General features: G+C 71.6%; 17 protein-coding genes. 5 read left to right on the forward strand and 12 right to left on the reverse strand.

Translation table 11 applies throughout. From position 1 onward, the window contains the following. Positions 1-57: 57 nt before the first annotated feature. Both ITJ60_RS19250 and ITJ60_RS05145 read left to right on the forward strand, forming a co-directional pair. Entirely contained in the window at positions 58-1269 is a 1212-nt protein-coding gene (locus ITJ60_RS19250; RefSeq protein WP_194647193.1) for a sensor histidine kinase, read from the forward strand. Further along, the gene (locus ITJ60_RS05145; RefSeq protein WP_194647194.1) at positions 1266-1940 is read left to right on the forward strand and encodes a response regulator; all 675 of its coding nucleotides are present in this window, start codon (positions 1266-1268) and stop codon (positions 1938-1940) included. The genes ITJ60_RS19250 and ITJ60_RS05145 overlap by 4 nt, the downstream gene beginning before the upstream one ends. Here ITJ60_RS05145 and ITJ60_RS05150 read toward each other — a convergent pair. From ITJ60_RS05150 to ITJ60_RS05185, 8 genes are all read right to left on the reverse strand, one after another. Beyond that, on the reverse strand, positions 1937-2701 hold the full coding sequence (locus ITJ60_RS05150) for a triose-phosphate isomerase family protein (RefSeq protein WP_194647195.1): 765 nt from the start codon (positions 2699-2701) through the stop codon (positions 1937-1939). The two genes, ITJ60_RS05145 and ITJ60_RS05150, sit on opposite strands and share 4 nt — an antisense overlap. Then, on the reverse strand, positions 2698-4404 hold the full coding sequence (locus ITJ60_RS05155) for a dihydroxyacetone kinase family protein (RefSeq protein ID WP_194647196.1): 1707 nt from the start codon (positions 4402-4404) through the stop codon (positions 2698-2700). Before ITJ60_RS05155 ends, ITJ60_RS05150 begins: the two co-directional genes overlap by 4 nt. Continuing rightward, the gene (locus ITJ60_RS05160) at positions 4401-5792 is read right to left on the reverse strand and encodes an MFS transporter (protein WP_123339283.1); all 1392 of its coding nucleotides are present in this window, start codon (positions 5790-5792) and stop codon (positions 4401-4403) included. The genes ITJ60_RS05155 and ITJ60_RS05160 overlap by 4 nt, the downstream gene beginning before the upstream one ends. A gap of 118 nt (positions 5793-5910) precedes the next feature. Next, on the reverse strand, positions 5911-6690 hold the full coding sequence (locus tag ITJ60_RS05165) for an SDR family NAD(P)-dependent oxidoreductase (RefSeq protein ID WP_194647197.1): 780 nt from the start codon (positions 6688-6690) through the stop codon (positions 5911-5913). Between the two features lie 11 nt (positions 6691-6701). Further along, a complete protein-coding gene (locus ITJ60_RS05170; RefSeq protein WP_194647198.1) occupies positions 6702-7655 on the reverse strand; it encodes a 3-hydroxyacyl-CoA dehydrogenase family protein in 954 nt (317 codons plus the stop codon). Beyond that, the gene (locus ITJ60_RS05175; RefSeq protein ID WP_194647199.1) at positions 7652-8674 is read right to left on the reverse strand and encodes a sugar phosphate isomerase/epimerase family protein; all 1023 of its coding nucleotides are present in this window, start codon (positions 8672-8674) and stop codon (positions 7652-7654) included. The genes ITJ60_RS05170 and ITJ60_RS05175 overlap by 4 nt, the downstream gene beginning before the upstream one ends. A 91-nt stretch (positions 8675-8765) precedes the next feature. Further along, positions 8766-9482 (reverse strand): GntR family transcriptional regulator, encoded by a 717-nt coding sequence (locus ITJ60_RS05180; protein WP_194647200.1) that lies wholly within the window; start codon positions 9480-9482, stop codon positions 8766-8768. 46 nt (positions 9483-9528) lie between these two features. Beyond that, positions 9529-10506: a matrixin family metalloprotease gene (locus ITJ60_RS05185; RefSeq protein WP_194647201.1), complete on the reverse strand. Its 978-nt coding sequence runs from the start codon at positions 10504-10506 to the stop codon at positions 9529-9531. A 130-nt stretch (positions 10507-10636) separates the two neighbouring features. Between ITJ60_RS05185 and ITJ60_RS05190 the strand changes: the two genes are divergently transcribed. After that, positions 10637-11524, forward strand: a complete 888-nt coding sequence (locus tag ITJ60_RS05190) for a phosphotransferase (RefSeq protein WP_194647202.1) — start codon at positions 10637-10639, stop codon at positions 11522-11524. A gap of 20 nt (positions 11525-11544) precedes the next feature. Here ITJ60_RS05190 and ITJ60_RS05195 read toward each other — a convergent pair whose 3' ends face one another. The 4 genes from ITJ60_RS05195 to ITJ60_RS05210 form a co-directional block, all read right to left on the reverse strand. Next, positions 11545-12462 carry a GNAT family N-acetyltransferase gene (locus ITJ60_RS05195; RefSeq protein WP_228509870.1) on the reverse strand — a complete coding sequence of 306 codons (918 nt, stop codon included), beginning with the start codon at positions 12460-12462 and terminating at the stop codon, positions 11545-11547. 157 nt (positions 12463-12619) lie between these two features. Then, the gene (locus ITJ60_RS05200) at positions 12620-14569 is read right to left on the reverse strand and encodes a S9 family peptidase (protein ID WP_194647203.1); all 1950 of its coding nucleotides are present in this window, start codon (positions 14567-14569) and stop codon (positions 12620-12622) included. Continuing rightward, on the reverse strand, positions 14566-16374 hold the full coding sequence (locus ITJ60_RS05205; protein ID WP_194647204.1) for an N-acetylglutaminylglutamine amidotransferase: 1809 nt from the start codon (positions 16372-16374) through the stop codon (positions 14566-14568). The genes ITJ60_RS05200 and ITJ60_RS05205 overlap by 4 nt, the downstream gene beginning before the upstream one ends. Beyond that, complete coding sequence (locus ITJ60_RS05210) at positions 16374-18941, reverse strand: glutamate--cysteine ligase (protein WP_194647205.1); 2568 nt, start codon at positions 18939-18941, stop codon at positions 16374-16376. Before ITJ60_RS05210 ends, ITJ60_RS05205 begins: the two co-directional genes overlap by 1 nt. An 86-nt stretch (positions 18942-19027) precedes the next feature. Here ITJ60_RS05210 and ITJ60_RS05215 point away from each other — a divergent pair, with 86 nt between their 5' ends. Both ITJ60_RS05215 and ITJ60_RS05220 read left to right on the forward strand, forming a co-directional pair. Next, positions 19028-19744 (forward strand): ABC transporter ATP-binding protein, encoded by a 717-nt coding sequence (locus ITJ60_RS05215; RefSeq protein WP_194647206.1) that lies wholly within the window; start codon positions 19028-19030, stop codon positions 19742-19744. After that, on the forward strand, positions 19741-21030 hold the full coding sequence (locus tag ITJ60_RS05220) for a hypothetical protein (protein ID WP_194647207.1): 1290 nt from the start codon (positions 19741-19743) through the stop codon (positions 21028-21030). The genes ITJ60_RS05215 and ITJ60_RS05220 overlap by 4 nt, the downstream gene beginning before the upstream one ends. Positions 21031-21058 lie beyond the last annotated feature (28 nt).

Here is a 21058-nt window from a genome sequence, read left to right on the forward strand (position 1 = left end):
CGGGCGCGTGACGTCGGTCCGCGCTGCCCGGCGTGGGCGGCATGCGATGATCGAGCCGTGACGGACCGGCGCACGTTCATCCGGCCGCTCGCCACCCGTTCGATCGTCGTCGACGTGGCGTGGGCGGTCCTGGCGGCGTTGGTCTTCCTGCTGCCGCTCGAGGTCGAGCTCGAGCACGCGAGCTTCTTCGCCGTGCTCGCTGCCGCCGGCGCGATCGCGCTCCGTCGGGTCTCCCCGTCGGCGGCGATGCTCATGGTGGTCGTCCTCGGGATCATCCAGGTCGGCGGCGGCGAGCGCCCGTCGCTCGTCGACCTCGCCATCTTCGTCGTCATCGGCACCGCGGCCGTCGTCGGGACCCGGACCGAGGTCATCCTCTCCGGAGTGCTCGCGCTCGTCGCGGGCGTCGGCGCGACGTTCTACCTCGCCGTCACCGGCTTCCGGTACCTGGTGCTGCTCAACGGCCCCCGCGACCAGGCGTTCCTCGCGATGGCCGCACCGGTCGCCGCGCTCCTCGGGGTGTGGGCGGGCGGCGTCGCCGTCCGTGCGTTCCGGTCGCGCGACCGCGAGTCCGTCCGCCGTGCCGACGCCGAGGCGGCCGCATCGCGCGCCGAGGCGGTGGCCACCGAGGCCGAGGCGACCGCCACCCGCGCCATCGACGTCGCGGAGTCGGAGCGCATCCGCGCCGACATCGCCCGCGACGTCCACGACGTCGTCGGCCACTCCCTCGCGGTGATCATCGCGCAGGCGGACTCCGTGCCGTTCCTGGCCGACGAGGCCCGTGTCCGCGAGGTCAGTGCGACCATCGCCAGCACCGCCCGCAGCTCCCTGGTCGAGGTCCGCCAGGTCCTCGGGCACATCGACGGGTCGGGGTCGACGACCGATCCCGGCTCGCTCGAGGAGATCGTGCAGGGCATCCGCGACGCCGGGGTCGACGTCGACCGCACGGTGCGCGGTGTCCCCGTCCCGCTCCGCCCGGACACCGGCACGGCAGCCCGGCGCGTGCTGCAGGAGATGCTCACCAACGCGCTCCGGCACGGTGCCCCGGGGCTGCCCGTCGTGGTCCGTGAGACCTGGCGGAGCGCCGACGTCGTGCTCGAGGTCGAGAACGTCGTCGGCGACGGCACCACCGGGGGCTCCGGCCGGGGCATCGACGGCATGCACACCCGCCTCACCGCACTCGGCGGGTCGTTCGACGCCGCCGCGCTGGACGACGTGTTCGCCGCACGCGCCCGCATCCCGTTCGACGTCCAAGGGGGACCCGTCCGATGACCGAACCGATCAGGATCCTGCTCACCGACGACCAGGCGCTGTTCCGTGCCGGTCTGCGCGTGGTGCTCGACGCGCAGGACGACATGCAGGTGGTGGGCGAGGCCGCTGACGGTGCCGAGGCCCTCGACCGCATCCGGGAGCTCCGACCCGACGTGATGCTGCTCGACATGCGCATGGCCGGCATGGACGGCGTCGAGACCGTTCGTCAGCTGTTCTCCGGCGCCGTCGAGGGGCCGCTCCCCCGCGTCGTGGTGCTCACCACGTTCGGCCTCGACCCCGCCGCCGCGACCGCGATCCGGCTCGGCGCGAGCGGCTTCCTGCTCAAGGACGCCACTCCGACGTTCCTGTTCGCCGCGGTCCGGGCGGTGCACGAGGGCAGCTCCGTCATCGCGCCGAACGACCTCGCGCAGTTGTTCGGGGCCGACGTCGCCAGGGCACCGGCTCCGCAGCCGTCCGAGTTCCAGGCGCTGACCGAGCGGGAGCGGGTGGTGTTCGGCTGGGCGTCCCGCGGGCTCTCGAACGCCGAGATCGCGACGAAGGAGTACGTCACCGAGTCGACCGTGAAGACCCAGATCTCGAGCATCCTCGGCAAGCTCTCGCTGCGGGACCGCGTGCAGCTCGTGGTCTACGCGCACGACCACGGACTGGCGGGCACCCGCGACGGGTCCTAGGCCGCTGCGACCTCGTCGAGGATCGCCTCGACCGCAGCCGGGTCGTGCGCGAACCGACCGAGGAACAGCCCGCCGATCCGCCCCTGCCCGCGGGTGAGCAGCCCGGGACCGGCGCTGCCCCCGTACAGCACGGTGCTCCCGCGCAGCTCGGGTCGCGTGGCGAGGTGCTGCTCGATCCCCGCGAGCACCGCCACGATGTGGTCGTCCGGCGCCGGCGCGGGCGCACCGATCGCCCACACCGGCTCGTAGGCGACGGTCATCGCCCCGGCCAGACCGTCCGCGACGGCCGTCGAGACACCACGGTCGAGCTGCGCGGTCACCTCCGCCACCGCTTCCGCTGCACCCGACGGGGAGGCTCGGGTCGTCTCTCCGACACAGAGGAGCGGACGCAGGTGGTTGCGGAAGGCCGCGTGCACCTTCGCGGTGACGGTCGCGTCGTCCTCGTGGAACAGGGAGCGTCGTTCGGCGTGCCCGATCTCGACCAGGTCGACCCCGATCTCCCGCAGTTCGGCGCCGGAGACCTCGCCGGTGAACGCTCCTTCGTCGGCCCACGACAGGTCCTGCGCGGCGAGGAGCACCCCCGACCCGGAGAGCACATCGCGCACGGGCACGAGCGCCGGGAACGTCGGCGCCACGAACAGCGAGGCCGCTCCCGACCGGGTCGCGGGGTGCCGCCGGGCGATCTCCGCGACGGCCGCGGCCCACTCCAGGGTCCGGGCGTGCGAGAAGTACGTCTTCAGCGACACCCCGATGGTGATCACGGTGCGAGGGTCTCCACGATGAGCGCGAAGGACACCGCACCGGGGTCCGGTGTGCCGACGGCCTGCTCGGCGTGGGTGCGTGCGCGGCCCATCTTCGGTACGAGCGACGCGGTGGCGTCGGCGGCCTCGCGGGCGGCGCTGACGGCGTCGGCCCAGGCGTCCGCGAGCGACGCTCCCGCGTCGACCCGGGTGCGCAGCACCTCGTCGAACGGCACGAGCGCGTCGACCATGGTCTTGTCGCCGGTGGTCGCGCCGAACGCGAGGACGGCCTCGGTGGCGGCGTGCACCGCGCTCTGGACCGTGGCGGCTGACGGACGCTCGTCGTCCCCGAGGACGCGACCCAGGGCCTCCAGGGCGGCTCCCCAGATCGCACCGGACGTGCCGCCGGCCTTGTCGGACCACGCGTCTGCGGCGATCCGCAGGACGGAACCGACACCTGCGCCGGAGGTTACTGCGTCGCTGGCTGCGGCCGCTGCGGCGTGCGCGCCGCGCTGCATGCCGATGCCGTGGTCGCCGTCACCCGCGACGGCGTCGATGCGTCCGAGCTCGTCGGCGTGCTCGTCGAGGAGCGCGCGAACGGCGGCGAAGCCGGCCGCGGCCTGCTCGCCGACTGCGCGCGAGTCGTCGCTCGCCGCGCCGATGGCGACGCCCTCGGCGTCCGCCTCCACGGTGGAGGGATCGACACGCTCCTGCGGGACGGCACCGCCCTTGCGGTACGCGGGGGTGTCCGCGGGCGCTGCCCAGAGTTCCTCGAGTTCGGCGTCGAGCCAGAACAGGGTGAGCGAGACGCCGGCCATGTCGAAGCTCGTGACGAGTTCGCCGACCTCAGGCTCGACGATGACGACCCCTGCGTCGGCCAGCCGCTGCTGCACCGAGCGGTAGACGACGAAGAGCTCCTCGTACTTGACGCTGCCCAGCCCGTTGAGGATCGGGACGACGCGCGCGCCGTCGGGTGTCACGCTCTCCGGCAGCTCGTCGAGCAGTCGGGTCACCAGCAGCGACGCCAGGCCGTCCGCGGTGGGGACGTCCGTCTCGTCGATGCCCCGTTCGCCGTGGATGCCCATGCCGATGGCCATCCGCCCCTCGGGCACCGTGAACAGGGGTTCGTCGGCGCCGGGCAGCGAGCAGCCGGAGAACGCGACGCCGAACGACCGCGTGCGGTCGTTGGCGCGCTCGGCGACGGCCGTGACCTCGTCGAGGCTGCGGCCCTGCTCGGCGGCGGCACCGGCGACCTTGAAGACACAGAGGTCGCCTGCGATGCCACGCCGTTCCTGCGAGCGGTCCGCGGGCGCACTCACCACGTCGTCGGTGACCCGGACCGTGCGGACCGGGATGCCGTCGGCCTCGAGCGTGCGGGCCGCGGCGTCGAAGTTCAGGACGTCACCGGCGTAGTTGCCGTAGCTCAGCAGCACGCCGCCGCCGTGCTCGGCGGCCCGTGCGACCCCGGCCACCTGCTGGGCGCTGGGACTGGCGAACAGGTTGCCCATCGCGGCACCGGCTGCCAGGCCCGGCCCGACGAGGCCACCGAACGCCGGGTAGTGGCCGGAGCCGCCACCGATCACCACGGCGACCGTGCCGTCGGGGCTGGTGGTGGCGCGGGCGACGCCGCCGTGCACCTTCCGCACCCATCGTCCGTTCGCGGCGACGAAGCCGTCGGTCGCCTCGTCGGCGAAGTCCGCCGGGTCGTTGAACAGTCTGGTCACGCGTTCGTCTCCTTCGACGTCGTGGTGCGGACATGCGAGGTGTCGAGGAGATCATCCGCCTTCGACCCCCGGAAGAACTTCGTGCAGAAGATCATCACGGCCGCGACGAACGCCAGGACCCCGAGCGAGACGATCCCGAACGCACCGCTGTCGGTCGGCACCACCTCGTTGATCGCCGTGCGCATGATCGGGGCGACGAACCCGCCGAGGTTGCCGAGCGAGTTGATCAGGCCGATGCCCGCCGCGGCGGCTGCCCCGGTGAGGAACGCCGTCGGGTACGCCCACGTGATCGGGCCGACGGCCAGGAAGCTCGCGACCGCCAGCGTGATGAAGACGATGCCCAGGATCGGTTGCCCGTTCGCACCGGCCCACGCCGAGCCGAGGATCGACAGCCCGGTCGTGATGTAGAACATGGTGCCCCAGCGACGGCGGCGACCGACCGAGTCCGCCTTCGAGCCGACCAGGTAGCAGGCGACGAGTCCGACGAGCCACGGGATCGCGGTCACCAGGCCGACCTGCCACCCGACGTCCTGCCCGAGCAGCGAGGAGACCTGCTGCGGCAGGTAGAACGTCGTGCCGTACACGGCGACCTGCAGGCAGAAGTAGATGATCGTGAAGTACCAGACCCGGCCGCTCGCCATGGCCTTCCAGATGCCGGTCGGACCGTCCGCGCTGCGGGCGGTGTCCTCGCGCGCCATCGCCGCCGTGAGCGACTGCTTCTCGCCCGGCTCGAGCCACTTCGCCTGCTGCGGACTGTTCGTCAGGAACACCAGGGCCGCGATGCCGGCGAGCACCGCGAGGATCCCCTCACCGAAGAACATGACCTGCCAGCCGTGGAACGGGGTCGCCTGGTCGCCGAAGCTCAGCAGTCCGCCGGACAACGGGGCGCCGATCATCTGCGAGAACGGCTGCGCCAGGTAGAAGATCGCGAACATCCGCACGCGCACCTTGTTCGGGAACCACTCCGACAGGTACATGATCACGCCCGGGAACAGCCCCGCCTCGGTCACACCGAGGATGAAGCGCAGGACGATGAACATCGTGTCGTTCGTCGTGAAGGCGAACAGCGCGGCGACGATGCCCCACGTGACCGCGATGCGGGCGAGCCAGAACCGGGCACCGAAGCGCTTGAGCAGCAGGTTCGACGGGATCTCGAAGATCGCGTAGCCGATGAAGAAGATGCCGGCGCCGAGCGCGAAGGCCGCGTCGGAGATGCCGCGGTCGACGCTCAGGGCCTCTTCGGCGAACCCGACGTTGGTGCGGTCGAGGAACGCGACGAAGTACAGGATGACGAGCATCGGCATGAGGTGCTTCGTCGCCTTGCCGATGGCGGACTTGAGGCCGGGGTCGTTCGTCGACCCGAGCGCGGGGGCAGGGGGAAGTGACACGGGTTCGCTCCTTTGCGAGCACGGTGCGGTTTCGGGGCGTCCGACGGTCGGCCGGCCGGTCGGACGGGAGGCACGGATCGCGTCGCGCGGACGGCGCGCGATCCGTGGCCGGTCGGCTCTAGTGCATGTACAGGCCGCCGTCGACGTTCAGCGTCTGGCCGGTGACGAACCCGGCGTCCTCGCTGATCAGGTACGCGATGGCCGCGGCGATGTCCCGCGGTGTGCCGATGCGCGGCAGCACGCCGTCCGCTGCCATCTCGGTCTTGCGCTCCTCGGTCAGGGTGCCGCCCATGATGTCGGTGTCGATCGGGCCGGGGGCGATCGCGTTGACGGTGACGCCGCGCGGGCCGAGCTCGCGGGCCAGGCCACGGGTCAGGCCGATCACGCCGGCCTTCGCCACCGTGTACGGGGTCTTGCTGAAGGTGCCGCCACCGCGCTGGGCGGAGACCGACGAGAGGTTCACGATGCGGCCGTAGCCGTGCTGCACCATCGACTCCGCTGCCCGCAGGCTGGCGAAGTGCACGCCGTCGAGGTTGATCGACAGCACGCGGTGCCACTCCCCCTCGGGCAGGTCGAGGTAGGCGTGCGCGGACGAGACGCCGGCCAGGTTGACGAGGGCGACGACGGGGTCGAGTTCGGCCTCGATCGTGTCGAACGCCGCCCGGACCGCGGTCTCGTCGGCGACGTTCGCGCCGACGCCGACCGCACGGACTCCGTGCTGCTCGCGGATCTCGGTGGCGACCTGTTCGCTGGCGGTCTGGTCGAGGTCGATGATCCCGACGTCCCAGCCCGCCGCGGCGAGGTGGTGTGCGGTCGCCCGGCCGATGCCCCGAGGCGAGGCCGCTCCGGTGAGGACGACGGTGTGGTCCTGGTTCTGCGTGTTCGTGTTCGTGTTCATGCTCGTCCCCCTCAGTGGATCGGGGCCGGGCCGAGGTCGTCGAGCAGCTTCTGCATCGCGACGTAGGCCTTGTTGCGGTAGGCGACGAGCTCCGGCGTGCGGTCTGCCGGCACCTCGAGGTACCCGGCGCCGGACTTCGTGCCGAGCTCGCCCGCGTCGACGTGCTGCTGCAGCGACGGCGGGGTGGCGAAGCGTTCGGGCCAGCGGGTCTGCAGCGACTCGAAGCAGAACGCGTAGACGTCGAGGCCGGCCATGTCGGCGATCGCGAACGGGCCGAAGAACGGCAGGCGGAACCCGAACGTGGTCCGCACGATGGTGTCGATGTCGTCGGGGGTGGCGATGCCCTCGTCGGCGATCTTCGTGGCTTCCTCGAACAGCGCGTACTGCAGGCGGTTCAGCACGAACCCGGTCGAGTCCTTCACCCGTGCGGACTGCTTGCCGGTCGCGGCGACGACGGTCTCGCCGACCGCGATCGCGTGCTCGTTCGTCGTCGGGTGCGGGATGAGCTCGACGCCGGGGATGAACGGCGCCGGGTTCGAGAAGTGCACGCCGAGGAACCGCTCCGGGCCGACGACCGCCTCGGCCAGCGACTCGATCAGGATCGTCGAGGTGTTCGAGCCGATGATCGCGTCGGGCCGGGCGGCTTCGCTGATGCGGCGGAGGGTCGCGTGCTTGATCTCGATCTTCTCGGGGACGGCCTCCTCGATGAAGTCGGCCTCCGCGACCGCTTCCTCGATGGAGGCGGCGGCGGTGAGGTGGGCGTCGACGCGTGCCACGGCGTCCGCGGGGAACAGGCCGTCCGCGACGAACTGCTCGGTCTCTGCGATGAGCCGGGCGCGGTTGGACGCGGCGATCTCGGCCGAGACGTCGGCGATCCGGACGGTGTGGCCGGCGAGGGCGAGGACCTGGGCGATCCCGCCGCCCATGTAGCCGGATCCGACGACGGCGATGTCGAGGGTGCTCATCGGGTTGCTCCTTCGGTGCTGGTTGCTGCAGTCGGGGTCGCCGTCGCGTCGAGCTTCGTCGTCGCGAGGACGGATCGGATGTACTGCTGGTTCGTGGCGCAGACGCCGAGGCTGTCCCCGCCGTACTGCTCGGTCATGACGATCCCGCGGAACCCGTCGGCGACGGCGTCGCGCAGGACCTGGCGGTAGTTGATGAGGCCCGTCTCCATGGTGCTCGGCGCGCTCGTCGCCCAGCTGCCGTCGCCGGCCTCGTCACGCGTGTAGTTCTTCACGTGCAGGTAGTTCGTGTGCGGCATGGTCTTCGCGAAGAGCTCCCGCCAGTCCTCGATCGGCCGGTGCAGGCGGATGAGGTTCGCGACGTCCGCGTTCAGGCCGACGTTGTCGAGCCCGATGTCCTCGACCAGGCGCACGGCGCTGTCGGCGGTGCCGAGGTAGGTGTCCTCGTACAGTTCGAGCGCCATCGGCAGTCCAACAGAGGCAGCGTGCTCACCAAGCTCCCGCAGGCGCTTGACCGCCGCGTTCCAGACCTCGGGGTCCTCCGGGTCCTTCGGGCCCTGCGCGGTCCAGAACCACAGCGCGCGTTTCTGGGCCTCGGTGAACGGCTGGTGCAGCCCCGTCGAGAACACCTGCATGCCCCACTCGGCCGCCGCGTCGATGGTGCGGTGGGCGTAGGCGAGGTTGTCCTCCTCGTGCCCGGGCTGGATGACGCTCTTGCGCTGCAGGTGCACGGACGGGATCCCGATGCCGTGCGCCTTCGCGACGGCGAACAGCTCGTCGCGACGGGAGCGCTCGAGGTCCGCGGGGCGAATGTGGCTGTCGGCGAGTTCGGCGAGCGAGAACCCGGCGGCTGCGATCTGGGCGAACACGTCGTCCCAGACCTCGGCCGGGGCATCGTGGAACGCGGCGCCGTCGCGTGTGACCTGGGCGAAGCCGTGCAGACAGGCGGCGATCGGCCAGGTGTCCGACGTCCAGGTGGTGGGGTCCCAATCCTGGTCGACCCAGTCCTGCGGTGTGCTCACGGAATGCTCCTTCGCATGTCGGGGTTCGGCGGTGAACCTCTTTCCTATAGGAAAGATACTCGCACCTCGACAGAGCGCAACCCCTGTGGGATCAGCTCGTGTGCGAAGCGTCCGCGCGCGACCGGAGCCGGACGGCGTCGATGTGGTGCCGCATCGCCGCCACTGCTTCGGTCGGCCCGACCGCGAGGGCATCGACGACCGCTCGGTGCTCGTGCACGGCGCGGTCGGTGTCGTCCCCGCCACCCTCGACGATCTGCCGCATCCGGTGCACCCGCGTCGTGATGATCTCGGACATCTCCTCGAGGAACGGGTTCCGCGTCGCGTCGAAGATCAGCTGGTGGAACTGCCAGTCGCTGCGGAAGAAGCGGGCCATGAGTTCCTCCGACGCCTCAGCCGCACCGACCGCCGCGACCTCGTCGGCCACCGCAGCCTGCTCGTCGAGCGCCGTGCCGAGCCGCTCCCGCAGGGCGTCGACGTCCCCGCGGGCGGCGAGCTCGACGGCGCCGCTCTCCACGATGAGCCGGGCGTCGAACAGTGCCTCGAGTTGGTCGCCGGCCAGGGGTGGAGAGACCCGGTAGCCCTTGTTCGCCTCTCGGGTGACGAGGCCGGTGCGTTCGAGCTGCACGAGGGCTTCGCGCACCGGCGTCGGGGATACGCCGAGGGTTCGGGCGAGCCCGTCGATCGACAGCCGCATGCCGGGTTCGACGTCGTGGCCCATCAGGACCTCGAGCACCCGGTCGTAGACGCGGTCACGCAGGCCGCGCTGCGCGATGCGTTCGGTCCCGAAGCCGGGCATGGTCGTCGACATGGGTCGATCCTAGAGAATCCACGAATCCCGACGCCGTTGCGTCCGCTCAGTACAGCGCGGCGATCCCCCGCGCATCGCCGAGCCCGAGCGTCCGCTGCGCCGTGTCGCACCCCGTGGACGACGGCTTCATCACGAGCGCCGACTTCTGCGCCGTGTGCCCGAGCCCGTACGAGTGCCCCCACTCGTGCGTCGCGATGCCACGCAGGTCGAACCGGTTGTCCGAGCACGTGCTGGTCGATGCCCAGCGGTGGCTCGTCGAGTACCGCTGGTCGGTCTCGAAGGCGACCCCGCCCGTGAAGGACCAGATGCACGTCAGCGCCAGGGTCTTCGACGGCAGCTTGCCCCACCCGACGACGCTCGTCCGGTTCGAGGTCCCGCAGCCACCATCGGCGGTGACCGCAGCCTGCTGCGTCGCGGTGCCGAGGTACTCCTGCGCCGCCGTCGACTGGACCGTCTCACCGCACGCCGTGATCGTGCCGGTCCAGGCCTCGGCACCGCGCTGGATCGCTGCGACGTTCGACACTCTGGCCCCGGTCGGGTTGTACCGCCACCGGACCGTGGACTCCCAGTGCGCGCCGGTCAGCACGTACGCCTTGCTCCCGCAGCTCGCGGACGTCGTGGCGACGCTGTGCGAGACGGTGCCACGGATCGTCGCTCCGAGCGTTCGGCGCTGCTGGGCTGCGTGTTCCTGCCGGACGGCGGTGGGTGATCCGGCCCACACCTCGTCGACCTGCACCGCGATGCCCGCGGCACCTCGGTTCGCGATCACCACGTCACCGGGGTCGGTGTCCCCTTCGGCGACCGGGGCAGCGGTGAGCGTGAAGCCGGCTGCGGGTACCGCGAAGGTCCGGCCGTCCTCGAGCGCGACCACACCGGAGTCGACGCGGCACCCAGAGGCGAGATCGTGGACCGAGATGCTGTCCCCTCGGCAGCTTGGCGCTCCCGCGATTCCCGGTGCGGCGACGACCGCCGTCAGGGCGAGCCCGAGCGCGAACGCGGCTGCGGCCTTCGACGACGTGCGCACAGCGCCTCCTTGATCACGCCGCACCCGCACCCCGGTGGCGGACGGCTGCATCAGTGTCCGAGGGAGCGGAAGAGTCGACAAGCCCCCAGAACGGCCGCGGTGCGCAGAGCGGACCGGGTAGCGTGCCGCCATGCAGTGGGGCGACACCGGACTCGACGACCACCAGATCGCGTTCGTGCTCCGGACGCTCCCCGACGCGGTCTTCGTGGGGGACGACTCGTGGGGTCTGCTCGACACGAGGGTCCTGCACGTCGTCGACGGCGACGACAGCTACACCGTGAAGGCGTCCGGCCAGGACAACACCCACTTCCCCCGGGAACTCGAGGCACACCGGACCGTGACCGACGCCCTGCGCGCTGCCGGGGACACCGGCGCCCTGGTCGCCGCGGACGAACAGCACCGAGTTCTGGTCCTCGAACGTGTCCCCGGTCACCTCGCGCTCGGCACCGCGGACGAGCACGCCCCCGATGTCCACCGACAAGCAGGCGCTCTCCTCCGGCGGCTGCACGACCACGGCACCCGGCACGACCCGACGTTCCTGCTGCACGAGCAGGCGAAGGCCCTCCGCGCGCTCGATGCTCCGCACCGGATCCCGTCCGACGTCGTCGCCCGGACCCGCACGGCGCTCGAGATGCTCCCCACCGACCACCCGGACGAACCCCTGGCCCCGACCCACGGCGACTTCCACCCGCGCAACTGGATCGTCGACAACGACAACGACGGCAACAACGGCCGCATCCGCGCCCGCAGGCTCCGCGTCATCGACTTCGGCCGCTTCGGCTGGCGCCCGGCATCGTTCGACCTCACCCGCCTCGCGGTGCTCCATTGGCAGCTCGATCCGACCCTCGAAGCGGCGTTCTTCGACGGCTACGGCGACGATCCGCGCGAGCCGGACGCCTGGCGCTGGCTGCAACTCCGCGAAGCAGTGGGCACCGCGACCTGGGCCTACACCGTCGGCGACGAGGGCTTCGAGGCCCAGGGCCACGACATGCTGCGGCGTGCCCTCGCCGCCTTCTGACGGTCAGGCCCGAACGCAGCTCACGGAACGCGCACGAACCGCGGCGCCCCGCGATCCCGCAACCGGAACCCGAGGTGCTGGTACAGCCCGATCGCCCCGGTGTTCCCGGCAGCCGCGTGCATGAGCGGGGTCTCGCCCCGCTCCCGGATCCCGTGCGCGACGGCGAGCACCAGCCGCCGCCCGAACCCCTGGCCTCGGTACTCCGCATCGGTGCACACGGCGCTGATCTCGGTCCACCCCGGCGGGTGCAACCGCTCCCCCGCCATCGCGACGAGTCGCCCGTCGCGCCGGATGCCCAGGTACGTGCCGAGCTCGATGGTGCGCGGCAGGAACGGCCCCGGCTTCGTCCGCTCCACCAGGGCGGTCATCTCCGGCACATCGTCGGGCGTCAGCACGACGGCCTCATCGTCGGGGACCCCCTCGATGGCCTCACCGGTGAGCTGCACGCCGCCGGCGCCCTCCACCAGCTCCCACCCCGACGGCAGGACAGCAGCGGCACCGACGCCGAGCATCCCACCCGATCCGAGCAGCGCCCGGACGTCCTCCCAGTCCTGCGGCGTGGGCTGCGCGGGGACGCCCGTCCACACCGACACGTCGGTCTGGTACCGCACGACCTCGCCTCGGCGCTCGGCGAACCGTGCGTGGTGGCTGTTCAGCGCGGCCATCGCGGGTGCGTCGAGCATGCGCGTCGGGGTGCCGTCGTCGGCGATCGTCAGGTCGAGGGTCCGGAGCGCTTCGCCGCGAGCATCACCACCACGGAACCCGAGGTCCTCGATCCGCCGACGGTCGCCGTCCGCCCACCCGGCGGTGTCCGCGACGACCCCGGAGGCGTAGTTGTTCGTGGCGCGTTGGACGACCTGCTCGACCTCCGCTGCCGAGGCCACGAGGACCTCTCCCGGTCGGGGCAGCGCGGTCGAGGTCGGCGCAGTCGTCGTCATCCCACCATTCTCCGCCCGCGGCGAGCGCCGCCACCGCATCGTTGCACCCCGTGACGGCGCGGTGCGAGGTTGTTCACCTGGTGCGAGGAAACAACCTCGCACCAGGCGTGGAACCTCGCACCAGCGAGAACCCCGGCGCGCAACCCGCGACCAGCGCTCACGCCAAGCGCGACGCCACGAACTCCACCATCCGCCGCACCAGCAGCGCCCGCGACGACGCCCGTCGGTACTCGTGCCCCTCGCCTGCGAGCTCCAGGTAGTCGACGTCGTGCGACCGCTCCCGCAGCGCCGCGACCACCTGGTGCGCCTCGCCGATGGGGACGTTCGTGTCGAGCTCGCCGTGCACGACGAGCAACGGCGCCGTGACGTCGTCGATCGCCCGCATCGGCGACAGGGCCGCGAGCAGCGCTTCGTCGTCGACGGGGTGTCCGTACTTCGTCGCGGCAGCCGAGGCGATCCACGGTTCGGTGTCCCGGTAGAACGTCGCGAAGTCGCTCATCCCGCACACGGCGACACCTGCCGCGAACACGTCGGGCGTGAACGCCAACGACGCGAGGGTCGCGTACCCGCCGTAGGAGCGGCCCTCGACGGCCACCCGGGAGCGGTCGGCGTACCCGTTCGACACCAGGAACCGTGCGCAGTCCACGACGTCGGCGAGCGCGTTCCACCGCAGTGCCAGGTCGTCGGCGTGCACGAACTCGTGGCCGTACCCGGACGATCCGCGGATGTTCGGGGCGAGGACGGTCACGCCCGCTGCGGCGAGCGCCTGGTGCTGCGGCGAGAACGTGGGTCGCTCCTGCGACTCCGGTCCGCCGTGCAGGTGGACGAGCGCTGCGCGCGGGCCGGGAGGAACGTCCCGCGTCCCGTCATCGGCATCCGCCACCGACACGGCCGGCTCCACTGCCCGGTACAGCCAGCCGGTCAGCTCCAGTCCGTCACGGGCGGCGAACCGCTCGAGCGTCGGCTCGACCAGCGGCACGTCCGGCAGCGTGGGCACGTCGGTGACCCGGCTCCAGGTGAGCGCGTTCGTGTCGAGCCGCCAGAGTTCCCGCGGTCGCGTGGGGCCCTCGACGGCGAGCAGGACGCTCCGGCCGTCGCGGCTCAGCACCGGGTCGGTGACGACGTACCCGGGCAGGTCCGGCACCGGGGTGCGCGAGGCGTCGTGGGTGTTGATGAGGTCGAGTTCGCTGCGCCCGTCGACGTTCCAGACGAGCAGCAGCGTGCGGCCGGCGTCGTCGGCGTCGAGGTACTCGAGTTCGGCGTCGTCTCGTTCGATGATCCGCCGGGGTGTACCACGCCAGCCGTGTGGTCCGACCGGCTGCGCGACGAGTCCGCGGCGGGGCAGTCCGGCCTCGGTGGCGACGTAGGCGACGAGCGGGCTGGTCTCGCTCGCTGGCGAGGGCCGCAGGAACGCGATGTCAGCGGACCCGTCGGGGTCGTCGGCGAACAGGGCGTGGCTCTCGTCGGTCAGCCGGTCGACCACGACGACGAACTCCTGCCCACGCTGCCCGTCGCTGAGCACGACGAGCCGTTCCTCCACCGACAGGTCGAGGATGTGGATGAGTTCGCCGACGGCCAGGTCGTCGCGGTCGCCGGACACCGGGTCGACCAGGTACGAGCGGGCCGGCTGGTCGGCTTCGGTCGAGGGCAGCGTGATGACGACCCGGTGCCCGCTGCGGCTCCACGGGCCGAGTTCGGCGTGCTGGTACCGCGAACCGGCGATCTGCGCGGCGTCGGTGCCGTCCGGCCTGACCACCCAGACCTGCTGCTTCACGCCGCCGTCGGTCGCGATCGCCACGGCGAGCCACTCCCCGTCGGACGACCACGACACCCGGATCACGGGGTCGTCGGACAGCGCGATCCGGACCGGTTCGGGCAGTTCGCCGTCGACGACGACGTCCTGCACGAACACCTCGGGGGTGCCGTGCCGGTCGCTCACGAACGCCACGCGCCGGGCGTTCCGGGTCATGGTGGGGCCCCACGACCCCCAGGCGGCGGCGAGCCGCTCACCCAGGTCGGCCGCAGCCCTGGTCGTGACCGAGGGACGGACGTCGGCCGACGACGCGACGCTCGCCGCGCCTCCAGTCCGGAGGGAACCCACGTTCACCGCACCCCCTGCTGCTGCAGCCACATCTCGATCAGGCCGAGCTGCCAGAGCGCGTTCGCGCCGATCTCGGTCCGCGTGCTGTTCGGGTCCTGGAGCATCCGCTCGACCGTACCCGGGTCGAACAGACCGCGTTCCCGCGCCTCCGGCGCGTGCAGTGCCGCGCGCACCCGCTCCAGGTACGGGCCCTCGAGCTGCCGGATCGCGGGTACCGGGAACGACCCCTTGCTGCGGTCGATGACGCTGTCGGGGACGATGCCGCGCGACGCTCGCTTCATGACGCCCTTGCCGCCGTCCGACAGCTTGAGCGCGGGCGGGATCGCGCCGGCCAGCTCGACGAACTCGTGGTCCAGGAACGGCACGCGCGCCTCGAGGCCCCACGCCATCGTCATGTTGTCGACCCGCTTCACGGGGTCGTCGACGAGCATCGTCATCGTGTCGCTGCGGAGCGCAGCGTCGACGCTCGTCTCCGCGCCCGGAACCGCGAACGTGGCGTCCACGAACGCCGACGGGGTGTCGTCGTCGCTCCTCCAGCGTTCCCCGAGCAGCCCCTGCAACGCCGGCCAGCGGCGGTCCATGAACACGGAGCGGTAGGCCTCGGCCGCCTGGTCGCGGGGGACGTCGGCGAGCGGCGGGTACCAGTCGTAGCCGGCGAGCACCTCGTCGGCACCCTGGCCGGACTGCACGACCTTGACGTGCTGCGAGACCTCCTGCGACAGCAGGTAGAACGCGACGCAGTCGTGGCTGACCATCGGCTCGCTCATGGCGGCGACGGCACCGTCGATGCCGTCGAGCAGGCGCGTCGAGGGGATGTGGATGCGGTGGTGGTCGGTGCCGAAGTGCTTCGCGACCTGGTCCGAGTACTCGAACTCGTCGCCGGATTCACCGCCCGCGGCCTCGAAGCCGATGCTGAACGTGGCGAGGTCCTGCTGCCCGGCCTCGGCGAGCAGTCCGACGACCAGGGACGAGTCGATGCCGCCGGACAGCAGCACGCCCACGGGGACGTCGGCCACCATGCGGCGCTCGACCGCGGTGCGGAGCGACCCGATGAACGCCTGCTCCCAGTCGCGATCGGTCCAGTCGGCCTTGCCCGGATCGCGTTCGAACCGCGGCTCCCAGTAGACGGTGTCGCGGGATGTGCCGTCGCGCTCGATCACCCGGACCGTGGCGGGCGGGAGCTTGCCGACGCCGGACAGGATCGTGCGGGGTGCCGGCACGATCGAGTGGAAGCTCATGTACGAGGCGAAGGCGACGGGGTCGATGGACGTGTCGATGCCGCTGCCGGAGCTGCCCGTTCCGCCGTCCCCCGCCAGGATCGCGGGCAGGGAGCTCGCGAACCGCAGCCCACCGCGGACCTCCGCGACGTACAACGGCTTGATGCCGAGCCGGTCCCGCGCGAGCACGAGTCGACCGCTGGCGTGCTCCCAGATCGCGATGGCGAACATGCCGATCAGGTGCTCGACGAAGGCCGTGCCCCACTCGGCGTAGGCGACGGCGATGACCTCGGTGTCCGACGTCGAGAAGAACTCGTGCCCCTTGCCGCGCAGCTCGTCGCGGAGCTGCTCGTAGTTGTAGACCATGCCGTTGTAGGCGATGGTCAGTCCGGCCCGGGGCAGCACCATCGGCTGCGCACCGGCGGTGGACAGGTCGACGATCGACAGCCGTCGGTGCCCGAGCGCGACCGGCCCCCGTGCCCACAGCCCGTCACCGTCGGGGCCGCGGTGCACCATGCACCCGGTCATCCGTGCCACCGCTCCGACGTCCGGTGCCATCCCGTCGAACCGGATCTCGCCCGCGAGTCCACACATCAGCGCTCTCCCTCGGCCGCCGCCGTCGCGGCGGATCCCACGATCCACGTGTCCTTGGCCCCGCCGCCGCGCGACGAGTTCACGACCATGCTGCCCTCGGGCGCGACCCGGGTCAGCGCGACGTCGGCGAGGTGCGCGTCGTCCGCTCCGGTCCCGGTCAGGTAGACGAACGCGCGCAGGTCGACGTGCCGGGGGTCGAGGCCCGCCGGTCCGATGGTCGGGTGCGACGACAGCTGCACGACTTCCTGCCCGACCCAACCAGCAGGATCCGCGGCGATCTCACGCCGTCGCTCGGCGACCTCGGGAGCGCTCGCGCTCGGCCCGATCAGGACCCCGCGTCCGCCTTCGCCGTCGACCGGCTTCGTCACGAGTTCGCCGACCCGGTCGAGGACCGACAGACGTTCGCCCTCGATGCTCGTGCGGTACGTCGGCACCGACTCGAGCAGCGGCTTCTCGTCCAGGTAGTACCAGATCAGATCCGGCACGTTGACGTACATCGCCTTGTCGTCGACCAGGGCGTTGCCCGGAGCGTTCGACAGGTGGACGTGTCCGGCCTCGGCGACGTCGAGGACGCGGGCGCCCAGCTCCGGCGCGTGGTCCGCGGTCAGGGCCCGCACGTCGCGGTCGATCCGCAGGTACAGCCCGTCGAGCACGTCGCCGGTCGTCGCGTCGACCACGCGTCCGTCACGGACGTCCAGGTCGGACCCGGCCAGGAGGCGCAGCCCCGCTCCGTCGGCCAGCCTGCGGTGCTCGAACCACGCGCCGGCGGCGGGGCCGTCGCTGACGAGTGCGAGCACCGGGTCCGGGCTGCCGGTCACCGCGGTCGCGTTGGTGCGCAGGGTCTCGCGCAGGCGGTCGGTCACGCCGTGCGGGTCGCGCAACAGCGCCGGACGGGGCGCGTCGGGCACGACGGCGTCCATGAGCTCGCGGAGGGCGATGCCGTACGCCACCCCGGAGGGCGAGCGCACGTTGTCCTCGAGCACCCGCCAGCCGCCGAACTCGTTCCGCACCAGGTCGAAGCCGAGCACGGGTGCCCGCACCGCGTGACCGGGCAGGCGCGAGGCGTCGGGGTCCCAGCCGTTCGCCCCGACGAACTGGTGCTCGTCCATGACCCCGTCGGCCACGATCCGCCGCTCGCCGTACACGTCGCGCAGGAACAGTTCGATCGCCCGTGCGCGCTGCCCGAGGCCGCGCTCCAGCTGCGACCACTCGTACGCGCTGATCGTCCGCGGCACCAGGTCGCACCCGAACGCCTGCACGCCGCCGTCCACGACGAAGCCGACCTCGTGCTCGCGGGTCCAGGCGTCGCGCGCGGCGCAGTGCTCGTTCGTGGTGTCGGCGTCCCAGGCGGTGAAGTACGTCGCCAGGTCGCGGAACGCCGGACGGGGGCGAGAACCGGGTCCCACCGCTTCGTCACCGGCGCGCACGCGGTAGCCGGGGACCGCGACCGCCGGGTCCTCGTCGCGGCCGGACGGGGTGCCGGCGGTGTCCTCGACCACCAGGGCGACGACGTCGTCGAGCTCCCCGCGCTCGGCGTACGCGGTGCGCTGTCGATCGGTGGAGTTGCCGCGGGCCAGGGTGTCCTCGAGCAGGTCCGTGACGGTGCCCCAGTCGCCGAGCTCCTCGAGTTCCGGACGCAGGCGGGACACCAGTTGCCGGACGGCGACCTCGGCGGGCAGGCGGTCCGGGTGCTGCCCGAGGCCGAGCAGTTCGCCGCTCAGCCCCGTGCGCGCCGCCTGCCACATCGCTGCACGGTGCAGGGGTTCGCTGCGGGGGTGCCACTCGGCGCCGGACTCGACGGCGATCTCGGCCTTCCGCACCGCGGCCCGGAACAGGCCGGCGATGAGCACCGCGTCGTCGACGATCGGGGTGGCGTCGCAGACCCGGAGTTCGAGTGTCGGAGCGTGCGAGGACGGCCGCACGTCGAAGTACGCCATCTTCTTGTCGGCGATCACCCCCGAGGCGATCAGGTCGTCGAGCACCTTGTCGTACTCGGCCGCGTTCGACACCCGTCCGAAGCTGCCGGCCGACGGCCACCGCTGCCAGATGATGCTGCGGAACGACGAGTAGCCGGTGTCCTGCCCGTTCCAGAACGGACTCGACGCGCTGAGGGCCAGCAGCACCGGCAGCACCGGCGCGACCCGCTGGGCGATCTGCACCGCCAGGTCGCGGTCGCTCACCCCGACGTGCACCTGCAGGCCGCAGATGAGCTGCTCGTCGACGAGCATCCGGTACTGCTCCTGCATCCGGCCGTAGCGTCCGCCGCTGGTCAGTTCGAAGTCGGCGTACTCGGACCGCGGCGCGGTGCCCACCGACGCGATGGTCACCCCGGCCGGTGCGATCGCGGCGCTGAGCTCTCGGCGCAGGTCGACGATCACCCGCCGCAGGTCGTCGAGGGTGCGCACCACGGGGGTGTTCGTCTCGATGGTCGTGCGCTGCAGTTCCGCGCCGAAGCGGTCGGCGGGCAGCTTGGGCAGAAGGCGCGGGGCCTTCGCGGAAAGTCGGCCGGACTCGAGGTCGATGAGGTGCAGCTCTTCCTCGGCGCCGAGCGTCAGCTCTGCACTCATGGCTGGAACCTACGCGCGGCGGCTGTGGCGCGCGCCGCGGCACACCGCCCGACGCATGCTCGTAACATATGTAGTATGTTGTATGGATGACTTCTCTTGTCGAGACCACCTCGTTGTCGCGGAGCTTCACCGGTGCCGGACGCCAGTCGACGACCGTCCTCGACGACGTCAGCCTGACCATCGGCCGCGGCGAACTCGTCACCATCGTCGGGCCGAGCGGCTCGGGCAAGTCGACGCTGTTGCAGTGCCTGTCCGGTCTGGACGCACCGACGTCCGGCACCGTCCGCATCGACGGCATCGACCTCGCAACCCTCGGCGGTGACGCCCTCGCAGCGTTCCGCCGGGAGCACCTCGGGTTCGTGTTCCAGTCGTACAACCTCATCCCGGCGCTGACGGCGTTCGAGAACGTGGCGCTGCCCCTCCGGCTGTCGACCGGATCCGTCGACCGAGCCACGGTCCGGAACGCCCTCGACGCGGTGGGACTGACGGCGGTCGCCCGGCACCGTCCCGGACAGCTCTCCGGTGGACAGCAACAGCGCGTCGCGATCGCCCGCACCATCGTCACGGCACCTGATGTGGTGTTCGCCGACGAACCGACCGGCGCCCTCGACACCGAGTCCGGTGCCCGTGTGCTCGAACTCCTGCGAGCGGCGGCCGTCGGGCAACGCTCCGTGGTGATGGTCACCCACGACCTCGAAGCCGCGGCGCGCGGCGACCGAGTGCTCGTCCTGCGCGACGGTCGGCTGCATCGTGAGCTCATCGATCCGTCGGTGACCGACGTCCTCGCGGCGGTGTCCCGGTGATCGCGCGACTCGTCCTCGCCGAGGTCCTCCGGGCCTGGCGGCTGTGGACCTCGACGTTCGTCATCATGGTCCTCGCCGCCGTCGTCGCGCTCGTCTGCGCCGGGGACGTCTCGACCGCCGCAGGAGTCACCGACCCCGTCGACGCCGCCGGTCTCCGGAACCACGCACTCGTCTTCGGCGGAACGAACGTGATCGTCGTCGTCGGTGCGCTCAACGTGCTCGTGAGCTTCTCGATCCGGATCCAGCGTCGGAACCACGCGCTCTGGCAGTTCGGCGGTCTCGGTCCGGGGCTGATCCGACGGGTGGTGCTGGCACAGATGGCCGCGATCTCCCTCGTGGCCTTCGGCACCGCACTCGCGTTGATGCCGTTCACCCTCGGCGCCCTGATGGCCTTCCTGTCTGCTCCGCTCCGTGCCACCGGCTCACCTGCCCTCGACGCACGTCTCGGCGGCGTCGAGGGACTCGTCGCCTTCCTGGCCTTCGAGGTCGTGGTGTTGCTCAGTGCGATCGGGGCGGCACGGGCCGCATCGGCCACCCCGGCGCTGTTCGCGGTCCGTGAGCCCGAGGTCGAGCCGACCGGCGCCGGACTCGCCCGGAAGATCACCGCTTGGGCGCTCGGTGCCGTCACCGTCGCGATGTACACGATCACCCTGCTCGGCTCGACCGGCATCACGATGCTCTTCCTGGTGCCTGCCATGGGGTTCGTGGTCGCCGTCGGGCCGTGGTTGTGCCGTTCGCTCGTGACCGCTTGGACCGCTGTGCTCCCGCAGTCACCTGTGACGTGGTTCCTCGCCCGCGAATCACTGGTCCACCACGTCAGCCGGAGCCACTCGGCGATCGCGCTCCTGTCCGTCGCGATGATGCTCGCCGCGCTCACCGGACTCGCCGGCGTCTGGGACTCGCCGGCGTACTACCTCGGCGGCCTCGCGATCTTCGGCACTCCGGTCCTGATCGTCCTGTTCACGGGAGCCGCAACCGTCGTGATGACGACCATGGGCCGCCGACGCGACGTCGCCCTGCTCGTCGCAGCGGGAGGCACCTTCTGGACGGCCTTGATCGCCGCAGTCCTCGAGGCCGTGGCCGTCGTCGTGACAGCCGCGATCATCGCCGTCCCGTTCGCGTTCGCGACCGTCCCCGCAGCGTTGACCAGTTGGACGGACCCGCTCCGCCCACTGCCGTTCGTGGTGGCGATCGGACTCATCGTCATGGTGCTCGCGACCGTCGCACCGGTGCTGCAGGCGCAGCGTCGGGCACTGGGACCGCAGCTCGTCGACACGGCGGCCTGAGCAACTCCACCGCCACGACCGTCATCCC

This window comes from Curtobacterium sp. VKM Ac-2884 (assembly GCF_015350945.1).
In the GTDB taxonomy this organism is placed as follows: domain Bacteria; phylum Actinomycetota; class Actinomycetes; order Actinomycetales; family Microbacteriaceae; genus Curtobacterium.

What these genes read in the sequence shown, in the direction of transcription:
- ITJ60_RS05145 (WP_194647194.1), top strand. Translation starts at nt 1,266, where the DNA reads ATGACCGAACCGATCAGGATCCTGCTCACCGACGACCAGGCGCTGTTC.
- ITJ60_RS05165 (WP_194647197.1), bottom strand. Translation starts at nt 6,690, where the DNA reads ATGAACACGAACACGAACACGCAGAACCAGGACCACACCGTCGTCCTC.
- ITJ60_RS05170 (WP_194647198.1), bottom strand. Translation starts at nt 7,655, where the DNA reads ATGAGCACCCTCGACATCGCCGTCGTCGGATCCGGCTACATGGGCGGC.
- ITJ60_RS05180 (WP_194647200.1), bottom strand. Translation starts at nt 9,482, where the DNA reads ATGTCGACGACCATGCCCGGCTTCGGGACCGAACGCATCGCGCAGCGC.
- ITJ60_RS05190 (WP_194647202.1), top strand. Translation starts at nt 10,637, where the DNA reads ATGCAGTGGGGCGACACCGGACTCGACGACCACCAGATCGCGTTCGTG.
- ITJ60_RS05195 (WP_228509870.1), bottom strand. Translation starts at nt 12,462, where the DNA reads ATGACGACGACTGCGCCGACCTCGACCGCGCTGCCCCGACCGGGAGAG.
- ITJ60_RS05205 (WP_194647204.1), bottom strand. Translation starts at nt 16,374, where the DNA reads ATGTGTGGACTCGCGGGCGAGATCCGGTTCGACGGGATGGCACCGGAC.
- ITJ60_RS05210 (WP_194647205.1), bottom strand. Translation starts at nt 18,941, where the DNA reads ATGAGTGCAGAGCTGACGCTCGGCGCCGAGGAAGAGCTGCACCTCATC.
- ITJ60_RS05215 (WP_194647206.1), top strand. Translation starts at nt 19,028, where the DNA reads ATGACTTCTCTTGTCGAGACCACCTCGTTGTCGCGGAGCTTCACCGGT.